The organism is Salinimicrobium aquimaris, from assembly GCF_035607535.1.
Classification (GTDB): Bacteria; Bacteroidota; Bacteroidia; order Flavobacteriales; family Flavobacteriaceae; genus Salinimicrobium.
In genome coordinates this window covers 100,835-125,302 of the sequence record NZ_JAYDZX010000006.1, presented here as the reverse complement: position 1 = coordinate 125,302, position 24,468 = coordinate 100,835, and the positions used below count along the sequence as shown (strand labels likewise).

Genomic DNA, 24,468 nt, shown 5'->3' with positions numbered 1-24,468 from the left:
CTATGGATTTTCCAAAATTTCTACTTGGTGATAACACAGATTATCCCGATGCTATTTTTATAGTGCATACCGAATATCCCCGTTTTATTCTTAACCTTGAGAACGATGAGGTAGAATGGCTGGAAGATTTTGATGCGGCCGATGAAAAGGAACTCGCTTCTGAAGCCGAAGGTCTTATTCAACAGGCGACCGACTTCTATGACCGCGAGATCTCGAGATACGAGGACTAAGACATGGAGCAGCTGGTAGAACTGGATCAGGAAATATTTCTGTTTCTCAACAAATTAGGAAACCCTTCCTGGGATGATTTCTGGAATTTTATCACCAACAAGTTTGCTTCTATACCGTTCTACGCCCTGCTGGTCTTCTTTCTCTACCGGGCTTTAGGATGGAAGAAAACTTTACTCAGCCTGGTTCTTATAGCGGCGGTGATCACCTGCACAGATCAGCTTTCCAATGTTTTTAAGCACTTTTTTCAGCGCCCGCGGCCCTGCAGGCAGGAAGGGGTTATGGAATATGCCCGTTTTGTAGCTGTGCGGTGCGGCAGGTATGGCTATTTTTCTGCACATGCGGCCAGTTCAGCGGCATTGGTGGTTTTCCTGGGATTGATCTTAAAGGACTACTGGAAGCACATTTTTGCAGTGCTCATTGTATGGGGACTGCTCGTCTCTTATAGCCGTATCTACATTGGCGTTCACTATCCCGGCGATATCCTCACCGGCTGGATCTTTGGAATTGTAATAGGGTTTTTGTTTTACAGGCTTTTTCGGTTATTGCTGAAGAAATACTTTAGTCCTTCCGCTGCAAAAGGTAAAACTGCCTGATCAACCTGTCCTTATATCCCGAAGCTTCCGGGTTGACATAGTTCAGGTCAAATCTTTCTGAAGAGAGCACCTCAAAATCCCTTTTTAGAGTATCTATTAAAGCTGAATCTTTTTCCCTTAGGATCACACCAAACCTTTCTTCCGAAGGTAATTCGGAGTCATTTCTGTACAGCTTCGGAATAGGTTCGCCATATTCCCAAATGATCTCAGGAGTTTCAGCCTTGTATTCATAAACCTGAAAATCTTCAGCTTCAGCTAATTCCTGAAGCTCATCGAAATTCCGGAACTGAGGATTCTTCAGAAAAGCATTGGAAAGGGGAAAGGCAAAGACTATAATTCCGCAGATAAAAGCGACTGTAAGGTAGAAGACCTGTGGATATTTTCTCCTTTTAAGGTAGTAGAGAATGCCGATACCTATAGAAGCCAGAACAATTGAAGCCGAAATATACCAGAACCAATAGCCATCGAGTTCCAGGAGAAAATAGGCGGCTACGGGAAAAATAATACCTATTCCTGCTATGAGACCATGATTAAAGTTGATAATCCAGTTCTCTTTCTTGGGAAGTTTATTGAAGTTCCTAAAGAGATATTCCACGTAAAAGCTGGTGTTGACTGCCATGGGAATAAGGACCGGGAGCAGGTACCGCGATTTTTTTTCGGGAATAAGGGAGAGGAGAACAACAGCCGCAAGGGTCCAAAAAAGGGAAAATTTATAGGCTTTCCTATTGACGACCCGGTTCTTAAGATAAGGATACAGCAGGGCAACAAAGGCCGGAATGGTCCAGATCCCGCTTTGGGTGAAAAAACTCCAGTAGTAGTAAAAAGGTCTAACATTATAATTGGTCCAGCGTGTGGCTTCACGCGTTGTGATCTCCACAAAGGAAACAGGATCGGCCAACCTTACGTAAATGAACCACCAGCCGCTTAAAATGACCGATAGGATCAAAAAGATGATGAAGGCTTTCCATTTTTTAAAAAATCCCCTGAAACTGTAGGTGCTGCCATAGGCAATAAGGAAAGGCAGGAATAGTGCGTACAGGGAAACAGGACCTTTACTCATAAACGACAAGCCCAGAAATACGGCCCCAAAAATGGCATTTTTGAAGAGGTGCTTTTCACTGCTAAAAAAGTTCCACAGAAAAAAGATTGCAACCATCATAAAGGAATGGGTGAAAATATCCCATTGTCCATTGCGGCCCATAAAGACTATGTAGAATGAACTGGCGAGGATCAAAGTTGCCAAAAACGCCTGTTTTAGGCTCACTCCCAGCTTCGGAATGAACCTGTAAAAAATGTACAACAGAAGTAGAGTGACCAAAGCGGCGGGAAGACGCATTCCGAAGAGGTTTGTGAACCCGAAGATCAATCCGCTTAGAGCCGTAAGCCAGGTGGGTAACGGTGGTTTTTCATAACGAGCCTCGGCATTCATGGTAGTGAGGATCCAATTGTCATTTGTCACCATCTCGCGGGCGGTTATAAAATTCCTGGCCTCCATAATGTTCACATAGATCACATCCAGGTGAACAAGGAAGATCAAAGCCCAAACCAGCAGAATGTAAAGCAGGTATTTTTGATTTCTACTCATCTTCTCTTCTTATCAGGATCATGTTCCGAACATAAATTATACTTCCCACCATATGACCAATAAAAAGTACTGGATCCTTCCGAAGCACCGCATAGATCAGGATGAGAACTGCTCCAGACAAACTGAGCAACCAAAAGCCCATTGGCAGTACAGATTCCTTTATTTTTTCAGAATAGATCCATTGATAGATAAAACGCAATGTAAAGACAATATGGGCTATAGAGCCCAAAACCAGTAGCCATAGAGGTATTTCCTCATTGAAGAATAACTTCTGAATATCATAGGTGTTGTTGTTATAGGAGTAGATCAAAATCAAAAAAGGGAACCCGTATATAAAACCTTGTAACCATTTTGACATTTTAGACCACTCTCCCTGAAGCTGAATATTTCTTATGTATATGAAGTAGGTAAGCGCCTGCCCCAGCATGATCGAAAAATCACTTCGAAGATATCCATATACGAACAGTAGAAAGGAAGCGAAAAGAGAGATCTTCCAGAAATTGGTTGGGGTAAGAACTCTTTTCTGCTTTTCAGAAGCTATCCATTGAAACAGGAGCCGCGCCGAGAAAAGCAGCTGTGCGGTGAAGCCAATAGTATAGACCTGCCAGCTACTCATTTTTATGAGCTACTTTGTAATGAATGTAGTTTCTCCTCATCCATAGATAAGCAAAACAATCGACCAGAGGACCTATCAGCCGGTTTAAAACGTGAAACTTCGGCTTCCCTGCAATCCTCGCGTAGTGTCTCACCGGGACCTGCTTGATCTTTCCCTTTTGCAGGAGGACCATGGCAGGAAGAAATCTATGTAAGCCTTTGAACATAGGAATCCTCTTGGCATAATCTGCTTTGATCACTTTAAGAGGACATCCTGTGTCATCCATCCCATCCTGGGTAAAGCTACGCCTTATCGAATTGGCAATAAACGAGGAAAGATTTTTCTTGAATGAATCTTTCCGGTTTGTTCGCATTCCCGTGACAAGATCATATTCCGGAATGTGTTCCAGTAAAAGGTCAAAATCATCTGGATCTGTTTGCAGGTCAGAATCTATATAGCCTATAAGCGGGGTATCGGCATGATCAAACCCTGCTTTAATTGCTGAACTGAGCCCATAATTGCGGTCAAAAGAAATAAACCTGAAGTCTTCATTGCGACTTGAAATTTTCTCGATCAATTCAAGACTATTATCTGTAGAACCGTCATTTACAAAAAGAACACAGGTTTTTACGGGAGCTTTTTTGATGTAATTGTCCAGTTCCTGCCCAACCCTTTCCAGGTTTGGTTCTTCATTGTAGAGAGGGACCACAATAGTAAATTCGTATTTCATTAGGATGTGGTATGCCGGACAAAGGTAATAATATTCAGATGTCTTTGAGGGAGACCTGTAATTAAGAAAATACTCGTTTCTTTGCATAAGACCAACAACCGATTTTAGTTCGGGCAAACCAGCAAACATGAAAGTTTTGATAACGGGAGCCGCCGGATTCATTGGATCACATGCTGCAGAACGTTTACAACAAGAAGGATTTGATGTCACAGGCTTAGATAATTTTTCTGATCATTACGATATTGCACTGAAAGAACTTAATGCTGAAGCTCTTGAAAAGAAGGGTATTGAGGTAATCAAAATGGATCTTAGAAATCCTGCAGAATATTCGGTCCTGTCACCGGAATTCGACTTCATAGTCCATTTTGCTGCACAACCCGGCATTTCCTCAACATCTACATTTGATGATTATTTCAGCAACAATGTTATTGCTACCCAACACCTCCTCAACTTTGCGGAGGCAAATAAAGACCTGAAACATTTCTTTAATATTTCTACTTCTTCAGTTTATGGACTGGAGGCAACTTTTCCTGAAACCGTTGCACCTAAACCGGCTTCTTTCTACGGAGTGTCAAAACTGGCGGCAGAGCAGCTGGTGCTGGCCAAAAGCCGGGCAAATCTACTAAAAGCCTCATCTTTAAGATTGTTTTCAGTTTATGGTCCAAGGGAGCGACCAGAAAAACTCTACACAAAACTCATCACCTGTGGTGTAAAGGATGAAGTTTTTCCGATTTTTGAAGGGAGTGAGAAGCACTTGAGAAGTTTTACCTACGTGGGGGATATAGTGGATGGGATCTACAGAGCAATAAAAGTGTATGAGGACCTGGATGGGGAGATCATTAATCTTGGTGCCGAAGATGAGCATAAGACCCAGGAAGGAATTAATATAGTGGAGGATATCCTGGGAAAACGGATCAAACTTGAAGTACAGCCGCGCAGAGCCGGTGATCAATTCAGGACCCTGGCAAATATTGGAAAGGCAAAGAAGATTTTGGGTTATAAACCAAAAACAAGTCTAAAGGAGGGAATCCGGCTGCAGGTGGACTGGTACATGGAAAACTTTCTATAATTCCCGGTAGCGCTGCAGTAAGAAGTGTGCTGCTTCAAAAGGAGTGGTTTCATTATTCTCCAAAGCTTCCAGTTGCTCATTAAGCAATTTCTTTATCTCCGGCTGATTGTAAAACCGACTTTTAAGATGCTCATTTATCGTTTGTAAAAGCCAGAATTTGTTTTGTTCATGTCTTTTTTTATCGAAATTTCCACTTTTTTTCATTTTCTGCTCATAGTCTGAGATAAGCTCCCAAACTTCCGAAATACCTTCTTTATAATAGGCGCTGCACAATAACACCTTCGGCTGCCAGCCACTTTCTTTTTCGGGATATAAATGCAGTGCTCTTCTAAATTCGGCCCGGGCTCTTTCTGCCGGTTTCAGGTTTTCTCCATCGGCTTTATTGATCACTATTGCATCGGCCATTTCCATTATGCCACGCTTTATTCCCTGGAGTTCATCACCCGCCCCGGCGAGCTTCAACAATAAAAAGAAGTCGGTCATACTGTGCACGGTGGTTTCACTTTGCCCAACCCCAACTGTCTCGATCAACAGGGTATCAAAACCTGCAGCCTCACATAAGATGATCGTCTCCCGCGTCTTTTTTGCCACCCCACCAAGAGAATCACCAGAAGGGGAAGGCCTTATAAAGGCGTTTGGGTGATTTACCAGCGTTTCCATTCTTGTCTTGTCCCCAAGAATACTTCCACCCGATATGGAACTGCTAGGATCTACTGCCAGCACTGCCACCTTTTTACCGGCGTTGGCCAGGTGACTGCCAAAAGCTTCAATAAATGTGCTTTTACCCACCCCTGGAACTCCTGTGATCCCGATCCTTATCGAGGTATTTGCAAAAGGCAAACATCGCTCAATAAGCTGGGCTGCCTTCTCCTGCTGCTTTGGCTGATTTGTTTCTACCAGCGTAATACCCTGGCTCAAAGCAGACTTGTCACCTGCTCTTAGCCTTTCAAAAAGAACATCTACAGTTACTTCTTTTCTTCGGGAATCCCTTATTTTTTTTGCCATTGCGGCATTAACTTCCGAGGAAGGGCGACTGCCTTCTTTTTCATGTAAAGCCGATAGTTTTTTCAAAACAGGGAATAACTTTTTAGGTGGAGATCTTATTTGTATATTGAAGTACTAAAATAACAAAATAAAAGATCATTATGAAGACATTGTATACCGGCGTAGCCACCACAACAGGCGGGAGAGAAGGAAATGTGAGAAGTGACGATGGAATTTTAGATTTAGAACTCAGTAAGCCTAAATCCATGGGTGGGAAAGGGGAAGAAAAGACCAACCCTGAACAACTTTTTGCAGCGGCGTACTCTGCCTGCTACGGCAGTGCCCTGCAGGTTATGGCCAAAAAGCACAAGGTAGATCTTGGGGATTTTTCAGTTACCGCTTCAGTAGAGCTGGGAACGACAGAAGAGGGAGATCTTCAGCTTTCAGTTATCCTGGATTCTTATATTCCCGGTGTTGATGTAGAAACCGGAGAAAAACTGGTCAATGAAGCACATGAGATTTGCCCTTATTCCAGAGCTACGCGAGATAACATTGACGTGACTCTCAACCTTATGCTGGATGAGGAGGACTAGATCCTTCTTTTAAACCAGAAACAAAGGGCATTGAAAAATGCCCTTTTTTAGTGCTCTCTTTGAAGAATTTTAAAGATTGTTCTCATCCTCTGTATCGGGATTGTAGGCGAGGTGCAGGCTGTTGTAAACCGCTTCTACGTTTCTTTGATTTTCCATTAGTACGATCAGGGTATCATCCTCCTCGATCTGCGTGGCGCCATTAGGGGTCAAAAACTGGCCGTTCCTGGAGATCATTGCAATAATTGCGTTCCTTGGAAAATGCAGGTCCACAATCCTCTTTCCCACAGAAAAATTATCTGGCGGAATAGTGATCTCCCTTATAAGAGATTTAGTACCATCGGCGAGAAATGCATCTACAGGGGAGATTCTTTTTGCCTTTTTTGGAAGGGCCACATGTAGCCAGTGTGCAACTTTAGACAAAGTTGTTCCCTGTACCAGGACCGAAGTTAGAGAAACAAAAAACACAATATTGAAGATCATATGTGCCTTTTCAATACCTGCAAGTAGGGGATAGGTAGCAAAAACTATTGGCACTGCCCCTCGAAGCCCAACCCACGAGATATACCAGCGGCGGCGCATCTTCATTTTGAAAGGGGCAAGACTAAGAAAAACTCCTATAGGCCGGGCAATAAGAATAAGGAATCCCGAAATAAGTATCCCCAGCCCAATTACCGGAAGGATATCACTTGGAAAGACCAGTAGCCCCAGGGTAAGGAAGAGAACAATTTGCATTAGCCATGCCACCCCGTCAAAGAATCGCATGATCGTCTTTTTATGAATGAGATCCTGATTTCCCAGATAAACCCCGGTAAGGTACACAGCGAGAAAACCGTTTCCGCCAAGCCTGTCGGTAGCCGAAAAGGACAGGAACATAAGCGCTATGGCCAGTACCGGATACAACCCTTCAAAATCAAGAGTAATTCTATTAATGATCATTTTACTCAGTTTTCCGAAGAGAAAGCCCAGGGCAGCCCCAATGAGGATCTGCTTCAGGAAAAGAGGAATTATCGAGAGCAGACTTTGATCCTGATTTACCACCAGACCCAAAAAAGCGATGGTGAGGAAATATGCCATAGGATCATTACTACCACTCTCCAGCTCCAGGGTAGGTCTAAGATTGGCCTTTAAAGCCATATTCTTGGAACGCAGAATAGAGAAAACAGCAGCGGCGTCTGTAGAGGAAACAATGGCACCTAGAAGAAGACCTTCATAGATACTAAAATCTGTAATTGCCCATACGAAAGTACCCAAAGAAACAGCAGTAAACAGAACTCCAAGGGTGGAAAGGGATATCCCGTGCCACAGGATAGGTTTTATACTACGCCAGTTGGTATCCAATCCCCCCGAAAAGAGAATGAAATTCAAGGAAACAATTCCAACGAACTGGGCGAGCTGAGGGTCATCGAATTCTATTTGTCCAATTCCTTCAGACCCTGCCAGCATTCCTACGGAAAGGAATAAGATAAGAGTGGGTACGCCAAATTTGTACGAAGTTTTCCCTGCAAGTATACTGATGAGCAGCAGTAGGGAACCTATAAGCAATACATTCTCTGTGGTAATACCCATACGTGGTGAGGCTTATTCAGTTTCCGCAAAGAAAGCCAATTTTAACTTTTTTGGAAAGCTGATTTCTATTGGTTCTCCTTGAGTAGCTGCGGAAATTTCTTTTTGAACCTGTTCATTCGGGGAACCGAGACATTTCTAATGTATGGATCGTTGGGATTATATTTCTTGTAATCCTGATGGTAATCTTCTGCTTTCCAGAATTTTTGAAAAGGCAAAACCTCTACGGCAATAGCTTTTTTGTACTGGCTGGCCAATTCTTTCATTTTTTGCTCTATGATCTTCTTTTGCTCCTTGTTTTGATAAAAAATAATGGACCGATATTGGGAGCCGATATCTGGTCCCTGTCCATTCTTTTGGGTGGGATCCATGGAGCCAAAGTAAACATCTGTAAGGGTTGCAAAATCAATGACCTCAGGATCATAGATGACTTCCACCGCCTCGGCGTGTCCTGTCCTGCCTGTATTGCTTTCCTCGTAAGTCGGATTTTTGGTATGTCCGCCGGAGTAGCCCGAAATAGCTTCTTCAACCCCGATAACACTCTCGAAAACAGCTTCTACACACCAAAAACAACCACTGGCAAAATACGCCCTCTCAAGGCCATCTTGGGAAGGTACTTCTACCGGCTCGGCATTAGCAATTTCAGGTAAGGTCACGCTTTCGCCCGAAGAGTTTCCGCAGGCAGTAAAGCTGATAAGCAGCGTCAAAAGCAAATATTTCATTCTATTCTTTTTTATAAGTTCCTTCCAGTGTCTTTTTACCGTACAGAGCATAATCTGTCAAGACTTCTCCATTACTGGAAAACCCCAGCCAGTCCAGTGTTGCACTACCATCGGGTTGAAAGGTGAGGGTGGCTACGGGAGTATTCGTGTCAAATTCTTCCCAGGGAAGAGGTCTGTCTGGCGATATCTCCCTGCTAGAGGATACAAAATAGACATCGGCTGTATTTTCTCCTGTTTTCTTGCAACGGGCACTCATATATAACTTATCCTTATCTATACACCATTCGGTAGCCCTGTCATATGCAATTTCAATACAATTACAGTTACAATCATCTCCTGCCGAATCCTTGACTATTTTGCGATATCGTCCTTGATATGCTGCCATAGGTTCGGCTGCAGTTCGTATTTCTTCTTTCTCTGTCTGCACCGCATCCCTTTCCTCCTGAATATTTCCCGGCGGCAGGGTATCAGCATTAATACTATCAGGAGTTACTCTTTCTGAAGTCTCAGACGTAGTGGTTTTCCCGTCATTACAGGAATACATCACAACCAGAATAATGAAAAGCAGTTTTTTCATAGCTGTAGGTTTATTCTTTAAAGGTAAAGCTTACAGATTACATTATTGTGAAACAGATGTTAACGCCCTTCCGTAATCCGAGGCTAAGAATTTGAAGGTCACGACAGGGGCTCTACCGTCTATCGTCTACCGCCTTCCACATTATGTTGATAAACAAAAAACCCCTCGCTTTGGCGAAGGGTTTCTTAGTCTTTATAAGAAAATGTCTAGAAGCTTTGGAAAAGCTCATTCATTTTTTGTCTTTCTTCCTGCGCAAGTTCTTCGTCAACTAGAATTCGGCCACTGTGTTCATCGGTAATGATCTTTCTGCGACCTGCGATCTCCATAATTACCTGTGGCGGAATGGTGAAGAAAGATCCCCCCGAAGCTCCTCTTTCCACGGGAACTACTGCAAGACCATTTTTAACACTGCTGCGTATCCTTTTGTAGGCATTAACCAGGCGCTCTTCGATCTGCTTTTCAAATTCTTTTGATTTGTCAAGAAGGGCTTTCTCCTCTTTTTCAGTTTCGGCAAGAATTTCGTCAAGTTCACCTTTCTTGTGATCAAGATGCTTTTGTCTTTCTTCGAGACGGGCCTTTGTTTGCTCGATCACCTCTTTTTTCTGCTCGATCTGAGCTCTGTACTCCTTGATCTGCTTTTCAGCCAGCTCTATTTCCAGCTCCTGAAATTCAACTTCTTTCGAAAGCGCATTGAATTCACGGTTGTTACGTACATTCTTTTGCTGCTCGTTATATTTTTTGATCAATGCTTTAGCATCTTCAATCAAAACTTTCTTTGCATTGATATCCTGATCGATCACTTCAAGATCGGCATCCATTTTTTCCAAACGGGTATTAAGGCCTGCTACTTCATCTTCTAAATCTTCTACCTCAAGCGGAAGTTCACCTCGCACGTTTCTTATCTCATCCACGCGGGAATCTATAAGTTGAAGATCGTACAACGCTCTTAACTTCTCTTCTACAGTAACATCGGATTTTTTTGCCATAGTTAAAAATACTTGATAGGATTGGTATCTGTGTTTGATAAAACGACTGCAAAATTAGCAAATTTTTTCTTAAGATAAGAGGCCAGAAGGTTTTTTGTGTACTGCTCACTTTCATAGTGCCCAATGTCTGCCAATACCAGTTTTTGCTCGGCTTTATAGAAGTCATGATATTTGAGATCGGCAGTGATGAAGATATCTGCTCCCGCTGCAGCAGCCTTTTCGATAGCAAAGCTTCCACTGCCACCTAAAACAGCAACTTTTTTGATCGGTTTTTCGAGCAATGCGGAATGTCTTATACAGCCGGTCCCAAAAATTTCTTTTACCTGCTTCAAAAAGCTCCTTTCGTCCAGCTCTTCTTCAAGCTCACCCAACATGCCCATACCGATATGCTGATTTACATTTTCAAGGCTGGTCACTTCATACGCTACTTCTTCATATGGATGTCCCTCAAAAAGAGCTTTTATAATTCCCTTTTCCAGGTGCTTTGGAAAAGTTACTCCAATCTGGACCTCTTCCTCATAATGGGTTTCCCCTTTTCTTCCAATCACCGGATTTGACTCCTCATTACCGCGGAAAGATCCGCTGCCAATGAGATTGAAACTACAGTGGTCATAATTTCCAATAGTTCCTGCTCCGGCTGCAAAGAGTGCTTCCCGCACGCTGGCCGCATCCTTTTTGGGCACAAACGTGATCAATTTTTTAATAGTTCCTGTTTGAGGAATTAGAATCCTGCGCTTTTTGAGTCCCAATTGTTCGCAAATCATGTCATTTACGCCCTTAAAACTATTGTCTAATGCCGTATGAATTGCGTAGATGGCAATATCATTTTTAATGGCCTTTAGCACGGTCCTCTCCACATAATTACTGCCGGTAAGTTTTTTAAGACCGGAAAATATTATTGGATGAAAGCTCAGAATGAGGTTGCAATCCTTCTCAATGGCCTCATCTACCACGTTTTCCAAAGTGTCCAGAGTGACCAGGACTCCGGTGACTTCCTTTTCGGGAGAACCTGTTAGTAGGCCTACATTGTCGAAACCTTCGGCATATGCAGTGGGTGCTAACTTTTCTATTTCGGGGATGATATCCTGTATGCGCATGATCTTGATTTTGCTGACGAATCCAAAGATAAAAATTCTCAAGTCAAAAGAAGAGCTTGTATATATCTACCTTGGGATGGTAAGTTTTTCAGGAAATTTTAAAGGCTAACAAAGGTTTTAAAAAGGGTAAATTTTAACTATCTTATTTTGATGCCATACCTCAGAAATTCTGTTTCTGTTTCAGGAAAAAAATTACCTTCGCGTTCATGTCTGCAAGAAAATTTCTTTATCCATTTTCCATTCTATATGGTGGTGCTATGCGCGTACGCAATAAGCTTTACGACCATGGAATTCTTCCTTCGAAGCATTATGACCTGCCGGTAATTGCCGTTGGGAATTTGAGCATGGGTGGTACCGGAAAATCTCCAATGGTGGAATATCTTACAGAATTACTTCGGAAGGAGCACAGAGTGGCAACCCTTAGCCGTGGCTACAGGAGGAACAGCAGCGGATATATACTGCTCACCGGACAGGAAACTGCAGCTGAAGTTGGCGATGAACCCTTGCAGTTCAAGCACAAATTTCCCCAGGTCATGGTAGCTGTGGACGAGAGTCGCACCAATGGTATTGAAGAACTATTAAAGGAAAAACCACAACCCGAAGTGGTTGTACTTGATGATGCTTTCCAGCACAGGCGTGTTGCTGCAGGCTTTTACCTGCTGCTTACCTCATATTCAAAAATCTACAGGAATGATCTCGTCTTGCCTGCAGGGAACTTACGGGAACCTGCATCGGGAGCCAAAAGAGCGAAGGTCATCGTGGTCACTAAATGTCCTCCTGATCTTGACGTACGGGAGCAGATGGAGATTATTAAGAAGTTAAGGCCAAAACCGGGGCAGGAGGTTTTCTTCAGTAGTATCCAATACAACGAATCGGTTCTGGGAAGGAACAGATCCCTCACGCTTAAGGAGCTTAAAAATACCCATTTTACGCTGGTCACCGGAATTGCCAATCCGCAACCTCTGGTCAAATTCCTCCGGGAGCAGGGGTTGAAGTTTGATCACAAGGCTTATAAGGATCATCATAATTTTACAGAGCCGGAGCTAAGGGAATTGCAACACGAGGAACTTATAATTACTACCGAAAAGGATTATATGAGGCTCAAAAATGAGATTTCCCGGGAAAAAATATTTTACTTGCCAATCAGAACAGCTTTTCTACACAGGGAAAAAGACTTTAATGAGCTGATCCTTAATTACGTAAAAAAAGAATGAGACCTGTTACAGTCTCATTCTTTATATTTTTGGCTAATTCAAACTATCTCTTACAATAACCTGAGCTAACATTTTATCAAACCTTGTGCCAAGTTTTATACTGCGGCCTTTTCCTGGCTCAAATATTTATTGATTTTCTGAAAGAACTCCTCCGTTTTGTACGGCTTCGGGATAATGTCATTAAACCCGTTGAGATAGAATTCATCCAAACTCTCTTCCAGGGTTACTGCGGTAAGAGCGATGATCGGGATGGATTCATTGAACTTTCTGATTTCTTTTGTAGCCTCAATCCCGCTAATTCCCGGCATATGGATATCCATCAAAATTAGGTCGAAGTGGTTATTCTCCACTTTTGAAATAGCTATTGTGCCATTATCGGCTACGTCACAGATCACCTTATTCTTTTCCAGGATCTTTCTTGTGATCATCTGGTTGATCTTGTTATCCTCAACTATAAGGATCTTCTTGTTGTGCATAATGTCATTGGACAATGGCTCCGGGATCTCATTTCCGGTTATACTTTGTGGAGTGGCCGGTTCCAGAGCTTCAAAACTTAGTTCAAAATAGAATAATGAGCCTTCCCCAAGTTCGCTCTCAAGGTGGATCTCACTATCCATAAGGTTAAGAAGATTTTTAACAATAGAAAGGCCCAGGCCGGTGCCGCCAAACTTTCTGTTGATCTGCAGGGAGCCCTGAGTGAAGTTTTCAAAAATAGCTTTTTGCTTCTCCTTGCTAATTCCTTCACCGGTATCCTGAATTTCAAATCTTAGCAACACCTTGCAATCATTCTGACTAATACGCTTTACCCTAACCCAGATATCTCCATTTTCGGTGAATTTGATGGAATTTCCAACCAGGTTGATAAGGATCTGTGAGATCTTTAGAGGGTCACCTTTTAATTTCTTGGGAATATCCTGACCAAACTCCAGGTGTAGTTTCGTTCTTTTATCTTCTGCTGAATTCTTTAATGCAACAAGTACATCTGTTATCCTTTTCTTGAGATTAAAAGAACTTTCCAGCATTTCCACCTTTTTAGCTTCCAGTTTATTCAGGTCGAGGATATTGTTGATGAGTGAAAGCAGGTATTCTCCGGAGAACTTCAGCGAGTTGAGGTGTTCTTTTTGATTTTCTGTAGGACTTTCTTCGAGTAGGAGGTGAGTTAAACCTGTTACTGCGTATAGTGGAGTCCTGAGCTCGTGTGTGATTGTAGATAGGAACTGGGCTTTTGCAAGAGAAGCCTTTTCGGCATTTTCCTTTGCGGTGACCAGTTCAGAATTCTTTTTTTGAAGCAGATCATTCGCCCTGGCTCTTAAGTTGTTGTTCTTGTAAAGCGAAAGAGTGAGCAGGGAAAGTATGGTGATCAAAGCCACACTCAAAATAGTGGTGAGTTTATTCACTTTCAAAGTCCTTTCAGCCTCTTCTTTGGTACGGGTCAATTCATTCATCGTGCTCTTCATGGCATCTACTCCATAGGGAGCAGAGGTATCCACAGCCAGGACTTCCCGGTTGAGATTGTAAATTGAATCCCGAAAAACGTTATTTTGACGAAGTAGTGCCAAAGCCTCGGCGTAATTTCCCATTTCTTCCTGCAGCTGACTCTGTACGAGCATGGTATGCTGGATCATTGCGCCAAACTGGTTTCTTTGGGCGTACTCCATGCTGATTTCTGCCTCTTCCAGTGCCTTTTCGAACTGGCCGGTGGCCTGGTAAGCACGTGCTTTATAATAATGCACTCTCCCCCGCTCATATTCATTGCTGCTGGTCTTTAACTTTTCTTCGGCTGAATTCAGTAAGGTTAAAGCAGCATGAGGTCGCTTTGCCGTATTGAGGTACAGGATTCCTCTGTTGAGGTCTACTACTCCAAGATTTTCCTTATCACCTAATTTTTTGTAAAGCGTTTCAGAAAGGTCGAAATATTCTGTTGCCCTGTCGAAAACCTGCTTTGCGGTAAAGATCTTTCCGAAGTTAAGATAACTGTAGGCGAGGCCTTCTTCATCATTGATCTCCCGTTGTAGGGAAATCGCGCGTTGTAGCTCTGTCGCGGCCTTGTCATTTTCATGACGTACGTAATGGAGTTGCGCAAGAAGACTACTGGAAAGCGCTATCAACCTGGGATGGTTGATAGTTCTCGACAGCTCAAGGGCAGTGTTCAACTCCCGTAGAGCCTGGTCAAAGCGAACGCTGTTGATAGATTCTTCTGCGTCTTCCAACAGCTGTTCAATAGTGGCATTTAATTCGTCTACTTCCTGTAGGTTGTTCTCCTGGGCGAAGGAAAAGGAATAGAATAAAATTGCCACCATTAAAAGAGTAAAATTCTTCATTTGGGACGTAGATAACTGAGGCTAAATATAATTATTTAATTGAAACATGGGAAATTAAATCGATAAGCCGGCTCGAATATCCAATTTCATTGTCGTACCATCCTATTATTTTAACGAAATTTCCTCCCACAACCGAGGTCATCTGTGCATCAAAAATACAGGAGTGCGTATTTCCATTAATATCTATAGAAACAATGGGGTCTTCTGTGTATTCCAGGATATGCTTTAGTGGTCCCCGGGCCGCACATTTAAAGGCTTCGTTTATCGCCTCAATGGTAGTTTCCTTTTTGACGTGAAGCGTCATATCGGTTAAACTGCCATTTGCAACGGGAACCCTAATCCCGCAGCCTCCAATAACATCAGATAAATCGGGGAAAATGCTGGTCAGGGCTTTGGCAGCACCTGTCGTGGTGGGAACGATAGATTGACCGGCAGCCCGTGCTCTTCGTAGATCCTTGTGAGGTTGATCATGAAGGCTTTGATCTGTGGTATAGGAATGAACTGTGGTGATATATGCCTGTTTCACACCTGCGAGCTCATTTATGATCTTGAGCATAGGCGCAGCATTGTTCGTTGTGCAGGAGGCATTGGAAATAATATCCTCTGTCCCATCGAGAATATTTTCATTGACTCCCAAAACCACCATTTTAACAGACTCGTCCTGCGGAGGAACGCTTAAAATCACCTTTTTGACACCTTTTTTCAGGTGTGGCTGCAGCAGTTCCCGGGTCTTGAATTTTCCTGTGCTTTCTACCACAATATCCACCCGGTGCTCGCTCCAATTTATATACTGAGGGTTTGAATTACTCAAAACAGGAACTTCAATCCCATCTACAACAATAGAATTTTCTGTAGACGAAACATCTTTTTTCAGCACTCCGTGGATGCTGTCGTACTTAAGAAGATGAGCCAGGGTAGGGGCAGATGCGATATCATTGATCGCCACTACCTCAAGGTTTTGATGATCAAGAAGCAGCCTAAACAGGTTTCGGCCAATACGGCCGAATCCATTGATCCCAATGCGGATCTTTTTACTTGTCTCTGCTGAAGGTTTTATGCCCCCCATTAAGTGAGGTGTTTTTGTGCTTTGTATGAAGATCTAACTAAAGCGCCACTTTCAACATGCCTGAAGCCCAGTTCCAGCCCGATGGTCTCATATTTTTTAAACTGCTCGGGTGTTACAAATTCGTGAACAGGTAGGTGTTGCTTCGTTGGCTGAAGGTATTGGCCTATAGTAACAATGTCAAGATCCACTTCCCTCAAATCTTTAAGGGTTTGGATAACTTCTTCCTCTTTTTCTCCCAGCCCTAACATGATTCCCGATTTGGTTCGTTTGATCCCTTGCTGCTTTAGGTACTTTAAGACCTGCAGGCTACGCTCGTATTTAGCCTGTATACGTACTTCCCGTGTAAGTCGCTTTACAGTTTCCATGTTATGCGAAACGATCTCTGGATTTACTGCTATGATACGGTCAATATTTCTTTCCACCCCCTGAAAGTCGGGAATGAGAGTTTCCAGGGTGGTCTCAGGATTCATACGGCGAATTGCAGTAACGGTCTCGGCCCACATAATAGAACCCATATCCTTTAGATCATCCCTGTCGACGCTGGTGATCACGGCATGTTTGATCTTCATCAATTTGATGGAGCGGGCCACTTTCTCGGGCTCATCCCAATCCAAAGTTTCTGGTCTTCCGGTTTTTACGCCGCAAAATCCGCAGGAACGGGTGCAAATGTTACCCAGGATCATGAAAGTAGCAGTTCCTTCTCCCCAACATTCTCCCATGTTAGGACAACTTCCGGAGGTGCAAATGGTGTGTAGGTTGTATTTATCAACGACACCCCGCAGCTCGGTGTACTTCTTTCCGGTAGGTAATTTCACCCTTAGCCACTTGGGTTTGGGGGTTCTTTGTGTAGGGATTTGCTGTGTTTCCATAAGGCTGCAAAGATACAATATCAGAGAGAATCAACAATTATTTGGGAAGAAGGTTGATCTTATCGGGCAATAACAAAAAGCTTTAATTACAACAACTGTACTGGACGAGCTAAGCGGCTTAATTGCCGGTTCTTTTCTCAATGACTTCGGCCAGCAATTTTTTAGCTCTCAACAGCTTCACTTTGACGTTATTCATTGGTTCCTGGAGGTGAGCAGAGATCTCCTTGTAGCTCATTTCCTGAAAATACCTCAAATTGATTACTTCCTGGTAAGGAGTCTTCAGCTTTTTGATATCCCTTAGAAGTTGAGCCAGGTTTTGCTCGGTAATTAAAGTGTCTTCAATTGTAGGGGCATCGTCGGGAATCCTGTGTACCCGGTCATCCTCTTCATCGGTAGTCTGGGAGCGAATGGATGCCTTTTTCTTCCTTACAAGATCGACATGAATATTTTTTGAGATCGTAATGATCCAGGTCTTGAAAGTATATTGGGGGTCAAAAGTGTCAATTTTATCGAAAGCTCTTGAAAAAGCCTGAATGGTGATATCCTCGGCATCAGATTCATTCTGGGTGCGCTTAAGCTGAAAGCTATAGACGTCATTCCAAAATCTGTCCAGCAAATAATTAAAAGCAGCCTGCTTCCCTTTTTTTGCTTTTTCGATTTGTTGCTGAAGTAGATTTGGTTCTATTTCCAATGAGTAGGTTTTGAAACGAGATTAGCTATAAATATAGCTAATTGAGCCCATATAAGAAACAACTCCAGGAAAGGGAAAACCCAAAAAAGGTCGGTCTCTCCAAATTTTTTACCCGAGTTGTAGATGACTGTTCCCTGTACTATCCACCTAATAGCAAGAAAAATTAAAGACACCTGCCAAAAAGAAGTGAAAAGGAGTGCAAAGAACAGGATCCAGAATAATAATTGGGATGTATAAAATAATCCCAGGATGAACTGGTGTTCCTTTTTATAGTGGGAAGCAATGGAAACGTGCCTTCTCTTCTGAGTGAACCAGGATTTAAAATCAGCCTTCGGGACACTTCGGGTGATGGCGGTTGGAGTGAAGCAGAGTGCTGTGTTAGATCGGTTGGCCGCTCTGTTTACAAAAAGATCATCATCTCCGGCTTTTACGTGTAGATGTGTCGCAAAGCCGTTTTGTGCAAAAAACTCTTCAGAAGTGTAAGCCAGATTCCTGCCTACACCCATATAGGGTTTGCCCCAACTGGCATAGGAGAAATATTGTATGGCAGTAAAAAGGGTCTCAAACCGGATCAATTTGTTCAGGATTGACCGCGTATTGATCAAATATCCCCCATAGCCCAGCACTATGCTTTTTTGATCTTCAAAATGGGCGCTCATTTCCTGCAGCCATTGGCTGGTCTCGGGACGGCAATCTGCATCGGTAAATAGTAGATAAGGTTTTTTGGCCTTTTTGATGCCTAGGGTAAGTGCATATTTTTTGTTGGCCCAAAATGCTTCGTTGTTCTGAACATCTACGATCTTCACCCGGCTGTCCCGACTTTGGAAATCCTCAAGCACCTCCAGGGTCTCATCTGCAGAAGCATCGTTTATCACCACCACTTCAAAGTCGGGATGATCCTGTGATAGAATTATCGGAAGGAAATTCCGAAGGTTTTCAGCTTCATTTTTTGCACAAATGATTACCGAAACCGGAAGATTTTTATAGGCAGGTGGATTCTCAACAGAAGCCAGAGCAAATTTGAAGAAGCCAAGATAATAGCACAGGTTAATAAGGCCAATGAGAACAAAGGCGATAAGGATGGTTAGCATGCTGTGAGAGGAATTATTTTACCGTATGCGGTTGATCACAGTCTTTAACTTCATCGGGTAATTTGCCGCAATAACTGCAGGCTTCTCCTTCTTTGTTCAAAAACGGACTTTGGCTAGCGCAGGTTCCACTGAATTTTCCATCTTTTTTACCCCATATTTTTATAGCGATGCCCGCAACAGCTAATCCCAGTAATACTATAGTGATCAATATAAGTTCCATAACCAAAATTTTGTGCAAAAATAACGAATAATAGGCACTATAAGAAGTGAATGAAAAATTTAATTAGGTCTTCATTTACATTAATTTAACTAAAATTTATAGTGCTTAAATATGTAGTAGGATCTTATCGTAATAACTTACTAAAGGACCTAAATTTTATTTGTTATGAGGCACAAGTTTTTAAGAATTGCGACCATTTGCCTGTTACTAGGGCTTGCTTCCTGTCAGGACAAGGAACGAGGAGAGGATACTGAAGTTGACATTATTCCTGCCGAAGAAAAAAAGGATGAACTAAGAGACCAGGACCGGCCAATGGCACGGAGTTATCTCCTTGCAAAAATGCGGGAAAATGATGAGCTGAGTTCTTTTACTGAAGAAATAGGACAATCTGGTATTGAAGAGGAATTCGAGGGTGAAGAAGGACTCTACACCATTTTTGCTCCCTCAAATGCAGCATACGACAGAATTCCTGCAAGAGAAATGAATACCGGTGACAGCATCGGCCTCGACAACAGAATACGCTATTATATGGTAGAGGGGGAAATGACGGTCGATTATCTGCGCGAGAGGATAAAGGCATCAGAAAATGGGAGATACGAATTAAGAACAGCCCTTGGTGAAAAACTATGGGCAACTATGGAGGGTGATAAAATAGTGCTCATCGATGTCCTTGGGAATAAAGCTGCTATAGAAACTTCTAATATGGAGGAATTCTATGGAGTCTATCACATTATCGATAATGTACTGGAACCAGGACAAGGCCGGCGCAATACTGGGGAAGAAGGTATGTAGACTGCTAATTTCCTTTTACTCTTAATTTTTCATTTTAACTAAGGATTATAACTTCTTATTCGGTTAAAAGTCAGCTTTTTAATAAATTAAGTTTGAATTAGTTAAAAAGAAAAAATATGAAAATGCGATATCTTATTTTATTTGGTGCACTTCTTATGTTCAGTCTTAATTCCTGTAAAGACAATGAGAGGGAAGACCCGGATGCTGACAATCTCAAAATGCAGGAAGAGAATTTTGAAGAAAGTGTGGAGGATCTGCGCGAGAGAAATTCCACCGTAGATGCAATTGAAGGTAATCCCGAACTAAGCACTTTCGCCACCGGCCTCAATGTTTGGAATATTGAAGATACCCTGGATGTGGTGACAGATCCATATATGGTTTTTGCGCCAAGCAACAGGGCATACAGCCGTGTGTACAGACAACAGGGTTACGATATCCTGGAAACAAGTCCGGAATCTGTCATTCCCTACCACATTGTAGAGGCAAATTATACGTTGGAGGAGCTTAAGCAGGAAATAAGGAATGCGAATGGTTCATTAGTCTTACCAACCTTTGAAGGTGAGGAAATTACCTTTACTATGGATGGAGATAAGGTGGTCCTGGTAGATGCCAATGGAGTAACGGCAAATATCATGGAGAATTTCGAAATCGAAAATGGAACAGCTTATATTATTGACACAGTATTGCTTCCTGCGGGACTTGTTGAGCCAGTTACCATAACTACCGAACAATAGATTCCAAAGAGGCAGAAAAGCAAACCGGCTCAAAAAGGTCATTTTTGAGCCGGTTTATTTTTATGTATCTAAATTTTTAGAAGATGTTGACTTCAGGCTGTATCTCAACTCCAAACATTTCCCCAACTTTCTTCTGAATTTTTTCTGAAAGGGCGAGGATCTCTTTTCCGGTAGCATTTCCATAGTTTACCAGGACTAGAGCCTGTTTTTTGTGTACTCCTGCATCACCTTCTCTATGACCTTTCAGCCCGGCCTGTTCGATCAACCAGCCTGCAGGTATCTTTACCAGATCTTCATCAACTACGTAAAACGGAATTTCCGAAAATTTTTCTTTTAATTCTTCCAGCTTCTCTTTGGATACTACGGGATTTTTAAAAAAACTTCCGCTGTTGCCAAGCTCTTTTGGGTTGGGTAATTTTGATTCCCTAATGTTAATGACTGCTTCAGAAATGTCACCGATTGTCGGATCTTTAATACCTTTCTCTTCAAGATATTGATCAATGGATCCATAAGAAGTATTCAGCTGGTGATCTTTTTTCTTGAGTCTGAAGTTTACGCTCGTGATAATATATCTTCCTTTGGCTTCATTTTTAAAGATGGAATCCCTGTACCCGAATTTACAATCCTCCCGCGAAAAGGTCACTAGTTCCAGCGTCTGAAGATCCATGGCGGTGCAGCTTTTAAAACTGTCTTTGATCTCCACTCCATAAGCTCCAATATTTTGAATAGGAGCAGTGCCTACATTTCCGGGAATGAGGGAAAGATTCTCCAGGCCGCCAAAGTCATTGTTGATGCAATAGCAAACAAATTCATGCCAGTTCTCCCCGGCCATAGCTTTTACTATTGCCTCATCCTCGGTCTCTTTAACAATTTCCCGTCCTTTCAGGTTTATATGAACAACAGTCTTTTCAACATCTTTTGTAAGGAGCATATTGCTCCCGCCTCCAAGAATGAAGAGCTCTGAAGCATAAATATTCTTAAGTGTTTCCCGGAGTTCTTCCACAGATGTGACCTCCACAAATTTGCGGGCTTTCACATCTATGCCAAAAGTGTTGTATGGTTTAAGAGAAATGTTGGAAAGGATTTTCATTATCCTTTGTATTGCTTTAGCGCTTCTTTTAGGATTTCAATTGCTCTTACCAGATTTTCCTTTTTTAGGACATACGCAATTCTTACCTGGTTTAATCCTGTGTTGGGAGTAGAATAGAATCCTGCAGCAGGAGCTACCATTACGGTTTCGTTGTCGAGCTCAAAACTTTCAAGGAGCCACTTGGCAAAATCTTCGGCATCTGCAACAGGTAATTCGGCTATACAATAGAAGGCTCCCTTGGGAACGGCGACTCTTACTCCTTCAATCTGCTCCAGACCATTGACCAGAGTATTTCTACGCGACGTATATTCTTCAATAACTTCATCGAAATAATCCTGTTCTGTTTCCAAAGCAGCCTCGCTTGCGATTTGCGCAAAAGTTGGCGGACTCAATCGTGCCTGGGCAAATTTCATTGCTGTTGCCATAAAGTCCTTATTTTTTGAAACAACACAACCAATCCTAGCTCCACACATGCTATAACGCTTCGAAACCGAATCTATCATGATAGCATTTTGCTCCAAACCGGCTACACTCATTATGGAATGGTGTTTTGCACCTTCATAGGCAAATTCCCTGTAAACTTCGTCGGCAACTATGAAGAGATCGTGTTTCTTCACAATTTCTGCAAGTTGACCTATCTCTTCTTTGGTGTAGAGATAACCCGTAGGATTTCCGGGATTGCAAATAAGTATTGCTTTGGTCTTTGGGGTGATGAGCTTTTCAAATTCCGAAATTGGAGGGAGTGCAAAACTATCTTCAATTTTGGATTCTACAGGCACAACTTTCACGCCCGATGCGGTAGCAAAACCATTATAATTGGCATAAAAAGGTTCCGGTATTATGACTTCGTCCCCCGCATCGCAAATACTGCCCATAGTAAAAAGCAGAGCTTCAGATCCACCAGTTGTAATAATGAGCTCATTTGCATCTATATCAATATTGTGTTTGCTGTAATAGTCCGCCAGTTTTGTACGGTAACTTTCGAATCCTGCAGAATGACTGTAGGAGAGAACCTCAATATTATTGTCTTTTACTGCAGCAAGAGCTTTAGCGGGCGTTTTAATGTCCGGCTGGCCTATGTTGAGTTGATAGATGGTACGCCCTTTTTTTATTGCAGCTTCGGCATAGGGAACCAGTTTTCTTATAGGAGATTCGGGCATTGCCTGCCCTTTGTTTGAAATGCGTGGCATATTTAAAATTTTGGCTTACAAAGTTGCAAAAATTAAAATTCAGAAAGATAATTTTCGTAATTTTTATCACATCCTAATTCTTACATTATGCTAAGTGCAAGGCTGCTAATATTATTTCTTTGTGGAATGATAATGAGCAGTCGTGCCCAGGAGAAATTTCTTATCAAGAACAACAGGAAAAGTGATAAGATCAAATTCGAAATGGTCAACAACCTCATGATCGTTCCTGTGGAGCTTAACGGCACCCAATTATCATTCCTGGTAGATACAGGAGTAAAAACTTCGGTGCTTCTTACCCTGAACAAGGAGGACACGCTGTTACTCAAAAATGCCGAAAAGATCTTTCTTAAAGGAATTGGTGGTGAGGAGTTGATCGAAGCCTACAGGTCTGTAGACAATAAATTTACCTTAGGAAAGACAACCCATCCCGGCCTTAGCCTTTACGTGATCTTTGATGAAAACATCAATTTTTCCCCACGGCTGGGAGTGCCTGTTCACGGAATAATTGGTTATGACCTCTTCAAAGATTTCATTGTGGAAATTAATTATTCCCGGAATTTTTTCAGGCTGCATGATCCCGATCGATTTAAAAAGAGATTGAGAGGATACAGTAGGCTTCCTTTGCAGTTCCATCAGGAGAAACCTTATGTGGAGGTAGATGTGGAGATCGACGGCATGGAGGCGCGGGCAAACCTGCTTCTGGACAATGGCCTTAGCGATGCCCTTTGGCTTTTTCCTGATGATGACAAGATTCATGTTCCCGAAAAGACATATACAGATTTTCTTGGGATGGGACTTTTAGGAGATGTAATTGGAGAACGAGGCTTGGTAGGTTCAATTAAAATTGGAGAGGAAGTGCTTGAAAACATACCTGCATCCTTTCCCGACAGCCTTTCTGTTCAGGATCTAAAGACCTATCGTGCCCGCAACGGGAGCATAGGTGCAGAGACTTTGAGACGTTTTCATTTGATCTTTGACTATAAGAACCAATCTTTGTACCTAAGAGGAAATAAAGACAGGCAGCAAGCTTTTTCCTTTGATATGAGCGGGATTATTCTGGAACACAGTGGCTTTAAAGTAATTGAATCTTATGAGGAGGTAGTGTCCTCGATCCTTTCTAAAAGTGAAAACCAGAACGAGATCATCATGGAACCGTCCTTCTTCAAGAAATTCGAATTAAAACCGGCTTTTAAGATAGCAAGGCTAAGGGAGAATGCTCCTGCAATGAGCGCGGGGCTTAAGGTAGGGGATGAGGTTTTGAAGATCAACCGCCGCAATGCATGGAAAATGGAGCTTGATGATTTCACTAAAATATTTTCTTCCGGAGCAGGGGAAACGATCACTATGGAAGTATTGCGGAAGGGAAGAAGGTTTAATTATCAGTTCCGGCTTGAAAATCCTTTCCAATAAAAAACCCCTTCGGGTGAAGGGGTCTCAAAAATGGTGTTTTTTATACTGCTTTATATTTCTTCTTCAAGAACCTTTCCTTTGATCTTTATAGATTTCGCAGGCTCCTCGGCATTAGAGTAAACGGTGATCGTTTTTCTAATGGGACCGACTCTTTGGGTATCATATTTTACCTTGATCTCTCCGGTTTCACCTGGAGCAATAGGATCTTTTGGTTTTTCAGGAATGGTACATCCACAACTAGAGGTAACATCGGTTATCACTAGTGGAATTTTTCCGGTATTGGTAAATTCAAAAACCCTTACTCCGTCACTTCCTTTCTTTATTTCGCCATAATCGATCACTTCACTTTTAAATTCGATTTTAGCTGATTCCTGTGCCTGTACCGCAAAACCGACCAGAACGAACATGGCGATTGCAATTAGTTTTTTCATAGTTTTTCATTTAATCAGAATTGT

At 42.4% G+C, this 24,468-nt stretch carries 26 protein-coding genes; 8 read left to right on the top strand and 18 right to left on the bottom strand.

All coding sequences use genetic code 11. The features are described from left to right. The first annotated feature begins 2 nt into the window (after positions 1–2). Complete coding sequence (locus VR862_RS08860; protein WP_324720604.1) at positions 3–230, top strand: DUF8828 family protein; 228 nt, start codon at positions 3–5, stop codon at positions 228–230. Positions 231–233: 3 nt separating this feature from the next. Further along, complete coding sequence (locus tag VR862_RS08855; RefSeq protein ID WP_324720603.1) at positions 234–824, top strand: phosphatase PAP2 family protein; 591 nt, start codon at positions 234–236, stop codon at positions 822–824. Here VR862_RS08855 and VR862_RS08850 read toward each other — a convergent pair. The 3 genes from VR862_RS08850 to VR862_RS08840 are packed head-to-tail and all read right to left on the bottom strand — an operon-like array spanning position 790 to position 3,734. Next, positions 790–2,409 carry an ArnT family glycosyltransferase gene (locus tag VR862_RS08850; RefSeq protein ID WP_324720602.1) on the bottom strand — a complete coding sequence of 540 codons (1,620 nt, stop codon included), beginning with the start codon at positions 2,407–2,409 and terminating at the stop codon, positions 790–792. The genes VR862_RS08855 and VR862_RS08850 overlap by 35 nt on opposite strands. Further along, positions 2,402–3,025 (bottom strand): lipid-A-disaccharide synthase N-terminal domain-containing protein, encoded by a 624-nt coding sequence (locus VR862_RS08845; RefSeq protein ID WP_324720601.1) that lies wholly within the window; start codon positions 3,023–3,025, stop codon positions 2,402–2,404. The genes VR862_RS08850 and VR862_RS08845 overlap by 8 nt, the downstream gene beginning before the upstream one ends. Next, a complete protein-coding gene (locus VR862_RS08840) occupies positions 3,018–3,734 on the bottom strand; it encodes a glycosyltransferase family 2 protein (protein WP_324720600.1) in 717 nt (238 codons plus the stop codon). The genes VR862_RS08845 and VR862_RS08840 overlap by 8 nt, the downstream gene beginning before the upstream one ends. Positions 3,735–3,861: 127 nt before the next feature. Here VR862_RS08840 and VR862_RS08835 point away from each other — a divergent pair, with 127 nt between their 5' ends. Continuing rightward, entirely contained in the window at positions 3,862–4,803 is a 942-nt protein-coding gene (locus VR862_RS08835) for an NAD-dependent epimerase/dehydratase family protein (RefSeq protein ID WP_324720599.1), read from the top strand. Here the strand turns inward: VR862_RS08835 and meaB are convergent. Next, a complete protein-coding gene (gene meaB, locus VR862_RS08830) occupies positions 4,798–5,874 on the bottom strand; it encodes a methylmalonyl Co-A mutase-associated GTPase MeaB (RefSeq protein WP_324720598.1) in 1,077 nt (358 codons plus the stop codon). The two genes, VR862_RS08835 and meaB, sit on opposite strands and share 6 nt — an antisense overlap. Positions 5,875–5,948: 74 nt before the next feature. Between meaB and VR862_RS08825 the strand changes: the two genes are divergently transcribed. Next, entirely contained in the window at positions 5,949–6,380 is a 432-nt protein-coding gene (locus VR862_RS08825; RefSeq protein WP_324720597.1) for an organic hydroperoxide resistance protein, read from the top strand. Positions 6,381–6,449: 69 nt separating this feature from the next. Here the strand turns inward: VR862_RS08825 and VR862_RS08820 are convergent, their stop codons facing one another. From VR862_RS08820 to VR862_RS08800, 5 genes are all read right to left on the bottom strand, one after another. Next, complete coding sequence (locus VR862_RS08820; protein WP_324720596.1) at positions 6,450–7,946, bottom strand: potassium/proton antiporter; 1,497 nt, start codon at positions 7,944–7,946, stop codon at positions 6,450–6,452. Positions 7,947–8,011: 65 nt separating this feature from the next. Beyond that, positions 8,012–8,665 carry a peptide-methionine (S)-S-oxide reductase MsrA gene (gene msrA / locus VR862_RS08815; protein ID WP_324720595.1) on the bottom strand — a complete coding sequence of 218 codons (654 nt, stop codon included), beginning with the start codon at positions 8,663–8,665 and terminating at the stop codon, positions 8,012–8,014. Between the two features lies 1 nt (position 8,666). Then, positions 8,667–9,242: a hypothetical protein gene (locus VR862_RS08810; RefSeq protein ID WP_324720594.1), complete on the bottom strand. Its 576-nt coding sequence runs from the start codon at positions 9,240–9,242 to the stop codon at positions 8,667–8,669. Positions 9,243–9,448: 206 nt separating this feature from the next. After that, positions 9,449–10,228, bottom strand: coding sequence for a zinc ribbon domain-containing protein (locus tag VR862_RS08805; protein WP_324720593.1), 780 nt, complete (start codon positions 10,226–10,228; stop codon positions 9,449–9,451). Between the two features lie 2 nt (positions 10,229–10,230). Continuing rightward, the gene (locus VR862_RS08800) at positions 10,231–11,325 is read right to left on the bottom strand and encodes a Nif3-like dinuclear metal center hexameric protein (protein WP_324720592.1); all 1,095 of its coding nucleotides are present in this window, start codon (positions 11,323–11,325) and stop codon (positions 10,231–10,233) included. Positions 11,326–11,531: 206 nt separating this feature from the next. Here VR862_RS08800 and lpxK point away from each other — a divergent pair, with 206 nt between their 5' ends. Then, the gene (lpxK, locus tag VR862_RS08795) at positions 11,532–12,539 is read left to right on the top strand and encodes a tetraacyldisaccharide 4'-kinase (protein ID WP_324720591.1); all 1,008 of its coding nucleotides are present in this window, start codon (positions 11,532–11,534) and stop codon (positions 12,537–12,539) included. Positions 12,540–12,634: 95 nt separating this feature from the next. Here lpxK and VR862_RS08790 read toward each other — a convergent pair whose 3' ends face one another. From VR862_RS08790 to VR862_RS08765, 6 genes are all read right to left on the bottom strand, one after another. Further along, positions 12,635–14,860: a hybrid sensor histidine kinase/response regulator gene (locus VR862_RS08790; protein ID WP_324720590.1), complete on the bottom strand. Its 2,226-nt coding sequence runs from the start codon at positions 14,858–14,860 to the stop codon at positions 12,635–12,637. A 31-nt stretch (positions 14,861–14,891) separates the two neighbouring features. After that, positions 14,892–15,926: a type I glyceraldehyde-3-phosphate dehydrogenase gene (gap, locus tag VR862_RS08785; RefSeq protein ID WP_324720589.1), complete on the bottom strand. Its 1,035-nt coding sequence runs from the start codon at positions 15,924–15,926 to the stop codon at positions 14,892–14,894. After that, entirely contained in the window at positions 15,926–16,795 is an 870-nt protein-coding gene (gene lipA, locus VR862_RS08780; RefSeq protein ID WP_324720588.1) for a lipoyl synthase, read from the bottom strand. Before lipA ends, gap begins: the two co-directional genes overlap by 1 nt. Positions 16,796–16,913: 118 nt before the next feature. Further along, the gene (locus VR862_RS08775; RefSeq protein ID WP_324720587.1) at positions 16,914–17,486 is read right to left on the bottom strand and encodes an RNA polymerase sigma factor; all 573 of its coding nucleotides are present in this window, start codon (positions 17,484–17,486) and stop codon (positions 16,914–16,916) included. Beyond that, positions 17,477–18,577 carry a glycosyltransferase gene (locus VR862_RS08770; protein WP_324720586.1) on the bottom strand — a complete coding sequence of 367 codons (1,101 nt, stop codon included), beginning with the start codon at positions 18,575–18,577 and terminating at the stop codon, positions 17,477–17,479. Before VR862_RS08770 ends, VR862_RS08775 begins: the two co-directional genes overlap by 10 nt. Before the next feature lie 13 nt (positions 18,578–18,590). After that, complete coding sequence (locus tag VR862_RS08765; protein ID WP_324720585.1) at positions 18,591–18,797, bottom strand: membrane or secreted protein; 207 nt, start codon at positions 18,795–18,797, stop codon at positions 18,591–18,593. Between the two features lie 165 nt (positions 18,798–18,962). Between VR862_RS08765 and VR862_RS08760 the strand changes: the two genes are divergently transcribed. Then, positions 18,963–19,589, top strand: a complete 627-nt coding sequence (locus VR862_RS08760; RefSeq protein WP_324720584.1) for a fasciclin domain-containing protein — start codon at positions 18,963–18,965, stop codon at positions 19,587–19,589. A 122-nt stretch (positions 19,590–19,711) separates the two neighbouring features. Then, entirely contained in the window at positions 19,712–20,323 is a 612-nt protein-coding gene (locus VR862_RS08755; protein ID WP_324720583.1) for a fasciclin domain-containing protein, read from the top strand. Between the two features lie 76 nt (positions 20,324–20,399). Here the strand turns inward: VR862_RS08755 and murB are convergent, their stop codons facing one another. Then, complete coding sequence (gene murB, locus VR862_RS08750; protein ID WP_324720582.1) at positions 20,400–21,413, bottom strand: UDP-N-acetylmuramate dehydrogenase; 1,014 nt, start codon at positions 21,411–21,413, stop codon at positions 20,400–20,402. After that, positions 21,413–22,603, bottom strand: a complete 1,191-nt coding sequence (locus VR862_RS08745; protein ID WP_324720581.1) for a pyridoxal phosphate-dependent aminotransferase — start codon at positions 22,601–22,603, stop codon at positions 21,413–21,415. Before VR862_RS08745 ends, murB begins: the two co-directional genes overlap by 1 nt. A gap of 87 nt (positions 22,604–22,690) precedes the next feature. On the opposite strand from VR862_RS08745, the gene VR862_RS08740 reads away from it, so the two are divergent. Continuing rightward, a complete protein-coding gene (locus VR862_RS08740) occupies positions 22,691–24,013 on the top strand; it encodes a retropepsin-like aspartic protease (RefSeq protein ID WP_324720580.1) in 1,323 nt (440 codons plus the stop codon). Positions 24,014–24,063: 50 nt separating this feature from the next. Here VR862_RS08740 and VR862_RS08735 read toward each other — a convergent pair whose 3' ends face one another. Next, a complete protein-coding gene (locus VR862_RS08735; protein ID WP_324720579.1) occupies positions 24,064–24,444 on the bottom strand; it encodes a DUF1573 domain-containing protein in 381 nt (126 codons plus the stop codon). Between the last annotated feature and the right edge of the window lie 24 nt (positions 24,445–24,468).

Coding starts and splice junctions, on each gene's coding strand:
- VR862_RS08860 (WP_324720604.1), top strand. CDS start 3: ATGGATTTTCCAAAATTTCTACTTGGTGATAACACAGATTATCCCGAT.
- VR862_RS08855 (WP_324720603.1), top strand. CDS start 234: ATGGAGCAGCTGGTAGAACTGGATCAGGAAATATTTCTGTTTCTCAAC.
- VR862_RS08850 (WP_324720602.1), bottom strand. CDS start 2,409: ATGAGTAGAAATCAAAAATACCTGCTTTACATTCTGCTGGTTTGGGCT.
- VR862_RS08845 (WP_324720601.1), bottom strand. CDS start 3,025: ATGAGTAGCTGGCAGGTCTATACTATTGGCTTCACCGCACAGCTGCTT.
- VR862_RS08840 (WP_324720600.1), bottom strand. CDS start 3,734: ATGAAATACGAATTTACTATTGTGGTCCCTCTCTACAATGAAGAACCA.
- VR862_RS08835 (WP_324720599.1), top strand. CDS start 3,862: ATGAAAGTTTTGATAACGGGAGCCGCCGGATTCATTGGATCACATGCT.
- VR862_RS08825 (WP_324720597.1), top strand. CDS start 5,949: ATGAAGACATTGTATACCGGCGTAGCCACCACAACAGGCGGGAGAGAA.
- VR862_RS08820 (WP_324720596.1), bottom strand. CDS start 7,946: ATGGGTATTACCACAGAGAATGTATTGCTTATAGGTTCCCTACTGCTG.
- msrA (WP_324720595.1), bottom strand. CDS start 8,665: ATGAAATATTTGCTTTTGACGCTGCTTATCAGCTTTACTGCCTGCGGA.
- VR862_RS08810 (WP_324720594.1), bottom strand. CDS start 9,242: ATGAAAAAACTGCTTTTCATTATTCTGGTTGTGATGTATTCCTGTAAT.
- VR862_RS08805 (WP_324720593.1), bottom strand. CDS start 10,228: ATGGCAAAAAAATCCGATGTTACTGTAGAAGAGAAGTTAAGAGCGTTG.
- VR862_RS08800 (WP_324720592.1), bottom strand. CDS start 11,325: ATGCGCATACAGGATATCATCCCCGAAATAGAAAAGTTAGCACCCACT.
- lpxK (WP_324720591.1), top strand. CDS start 11,532: ATGTCTGCAAGAAAATTTCTTTATCCATTTTCCATTCTATATGGTGGT.
- VR862_RS08790 (WP_324720590.1), bottom strand. CDS start 14,860: ATGAAGAATTTTACTCTTTTAATGGTGGCAATTTTATTCTATTCCTTT.
- gap (WP_324720589.1), bottom strand. CDS start 15,926: ATGGGGGGCATAAAACCTTCAGCAGAGACAAGTAAAAAGATCCGCATT.
- lipA (WP_324720588.1), bottom strand. CDS start 16,795: ATGGAAACACAGCAAATCCCTACACAAAGAACCCCCAAACCCAAGTGG.
- VR862_RS08770 (WP_324720586.1), bottom strand. CDS start 18,577: ATGCTAACCATCCTTATCGCCTTTGTTCTCATTGGCCTTATTAACCTG.
- VR862_RS08765 (WP_324720585.1), bottom strand. CDS start 18,797: ATGGAACTTATATTGATCACTATAGTATTACTGGGATTAGCTGTTGCG.
- VR862_RS08760 (WP_324720584.1), top strand. CDS start 18,963: ATGAGGCACAAGTTTTTAAGAATTGCGACCATTTGCCTGTTACTAGGG.
- VR862_RS08755 (WP_324720583.1), top strand. CDS start 19,712: ATGCGATATCTTATTTTATTTGGTGCACTTCTTATGTTCAGTCTTAAT.
- murB (WP_324720582.1), bottom strand. CDS start 21,413: ATGAAAATCCTTTCCAACATTTCTCTTAAACCATACAACACTTTTGGC.
- VR862_RS08745 (WP_324720581.1), bottom strand. CDS start 22,603: ATGCCACGCATTTCAAACAAAGGGCAGGCAATGCCCGAATCTCCTATA.
- VR862_RS08740 (WP_324720580.1), top strand. CDS start 22,691: ATGCTAAGTGCAAGGCTGCTAATATTATTTCTTTGTGGAATGATAATG.
- VR862_RS08735 (WP_324720579.1), bottom strand. CDS start 24,444: ATGAAAAAACTAATTGCAATCGCCATGTTCGTTCTGGTCGGTTTTGCG.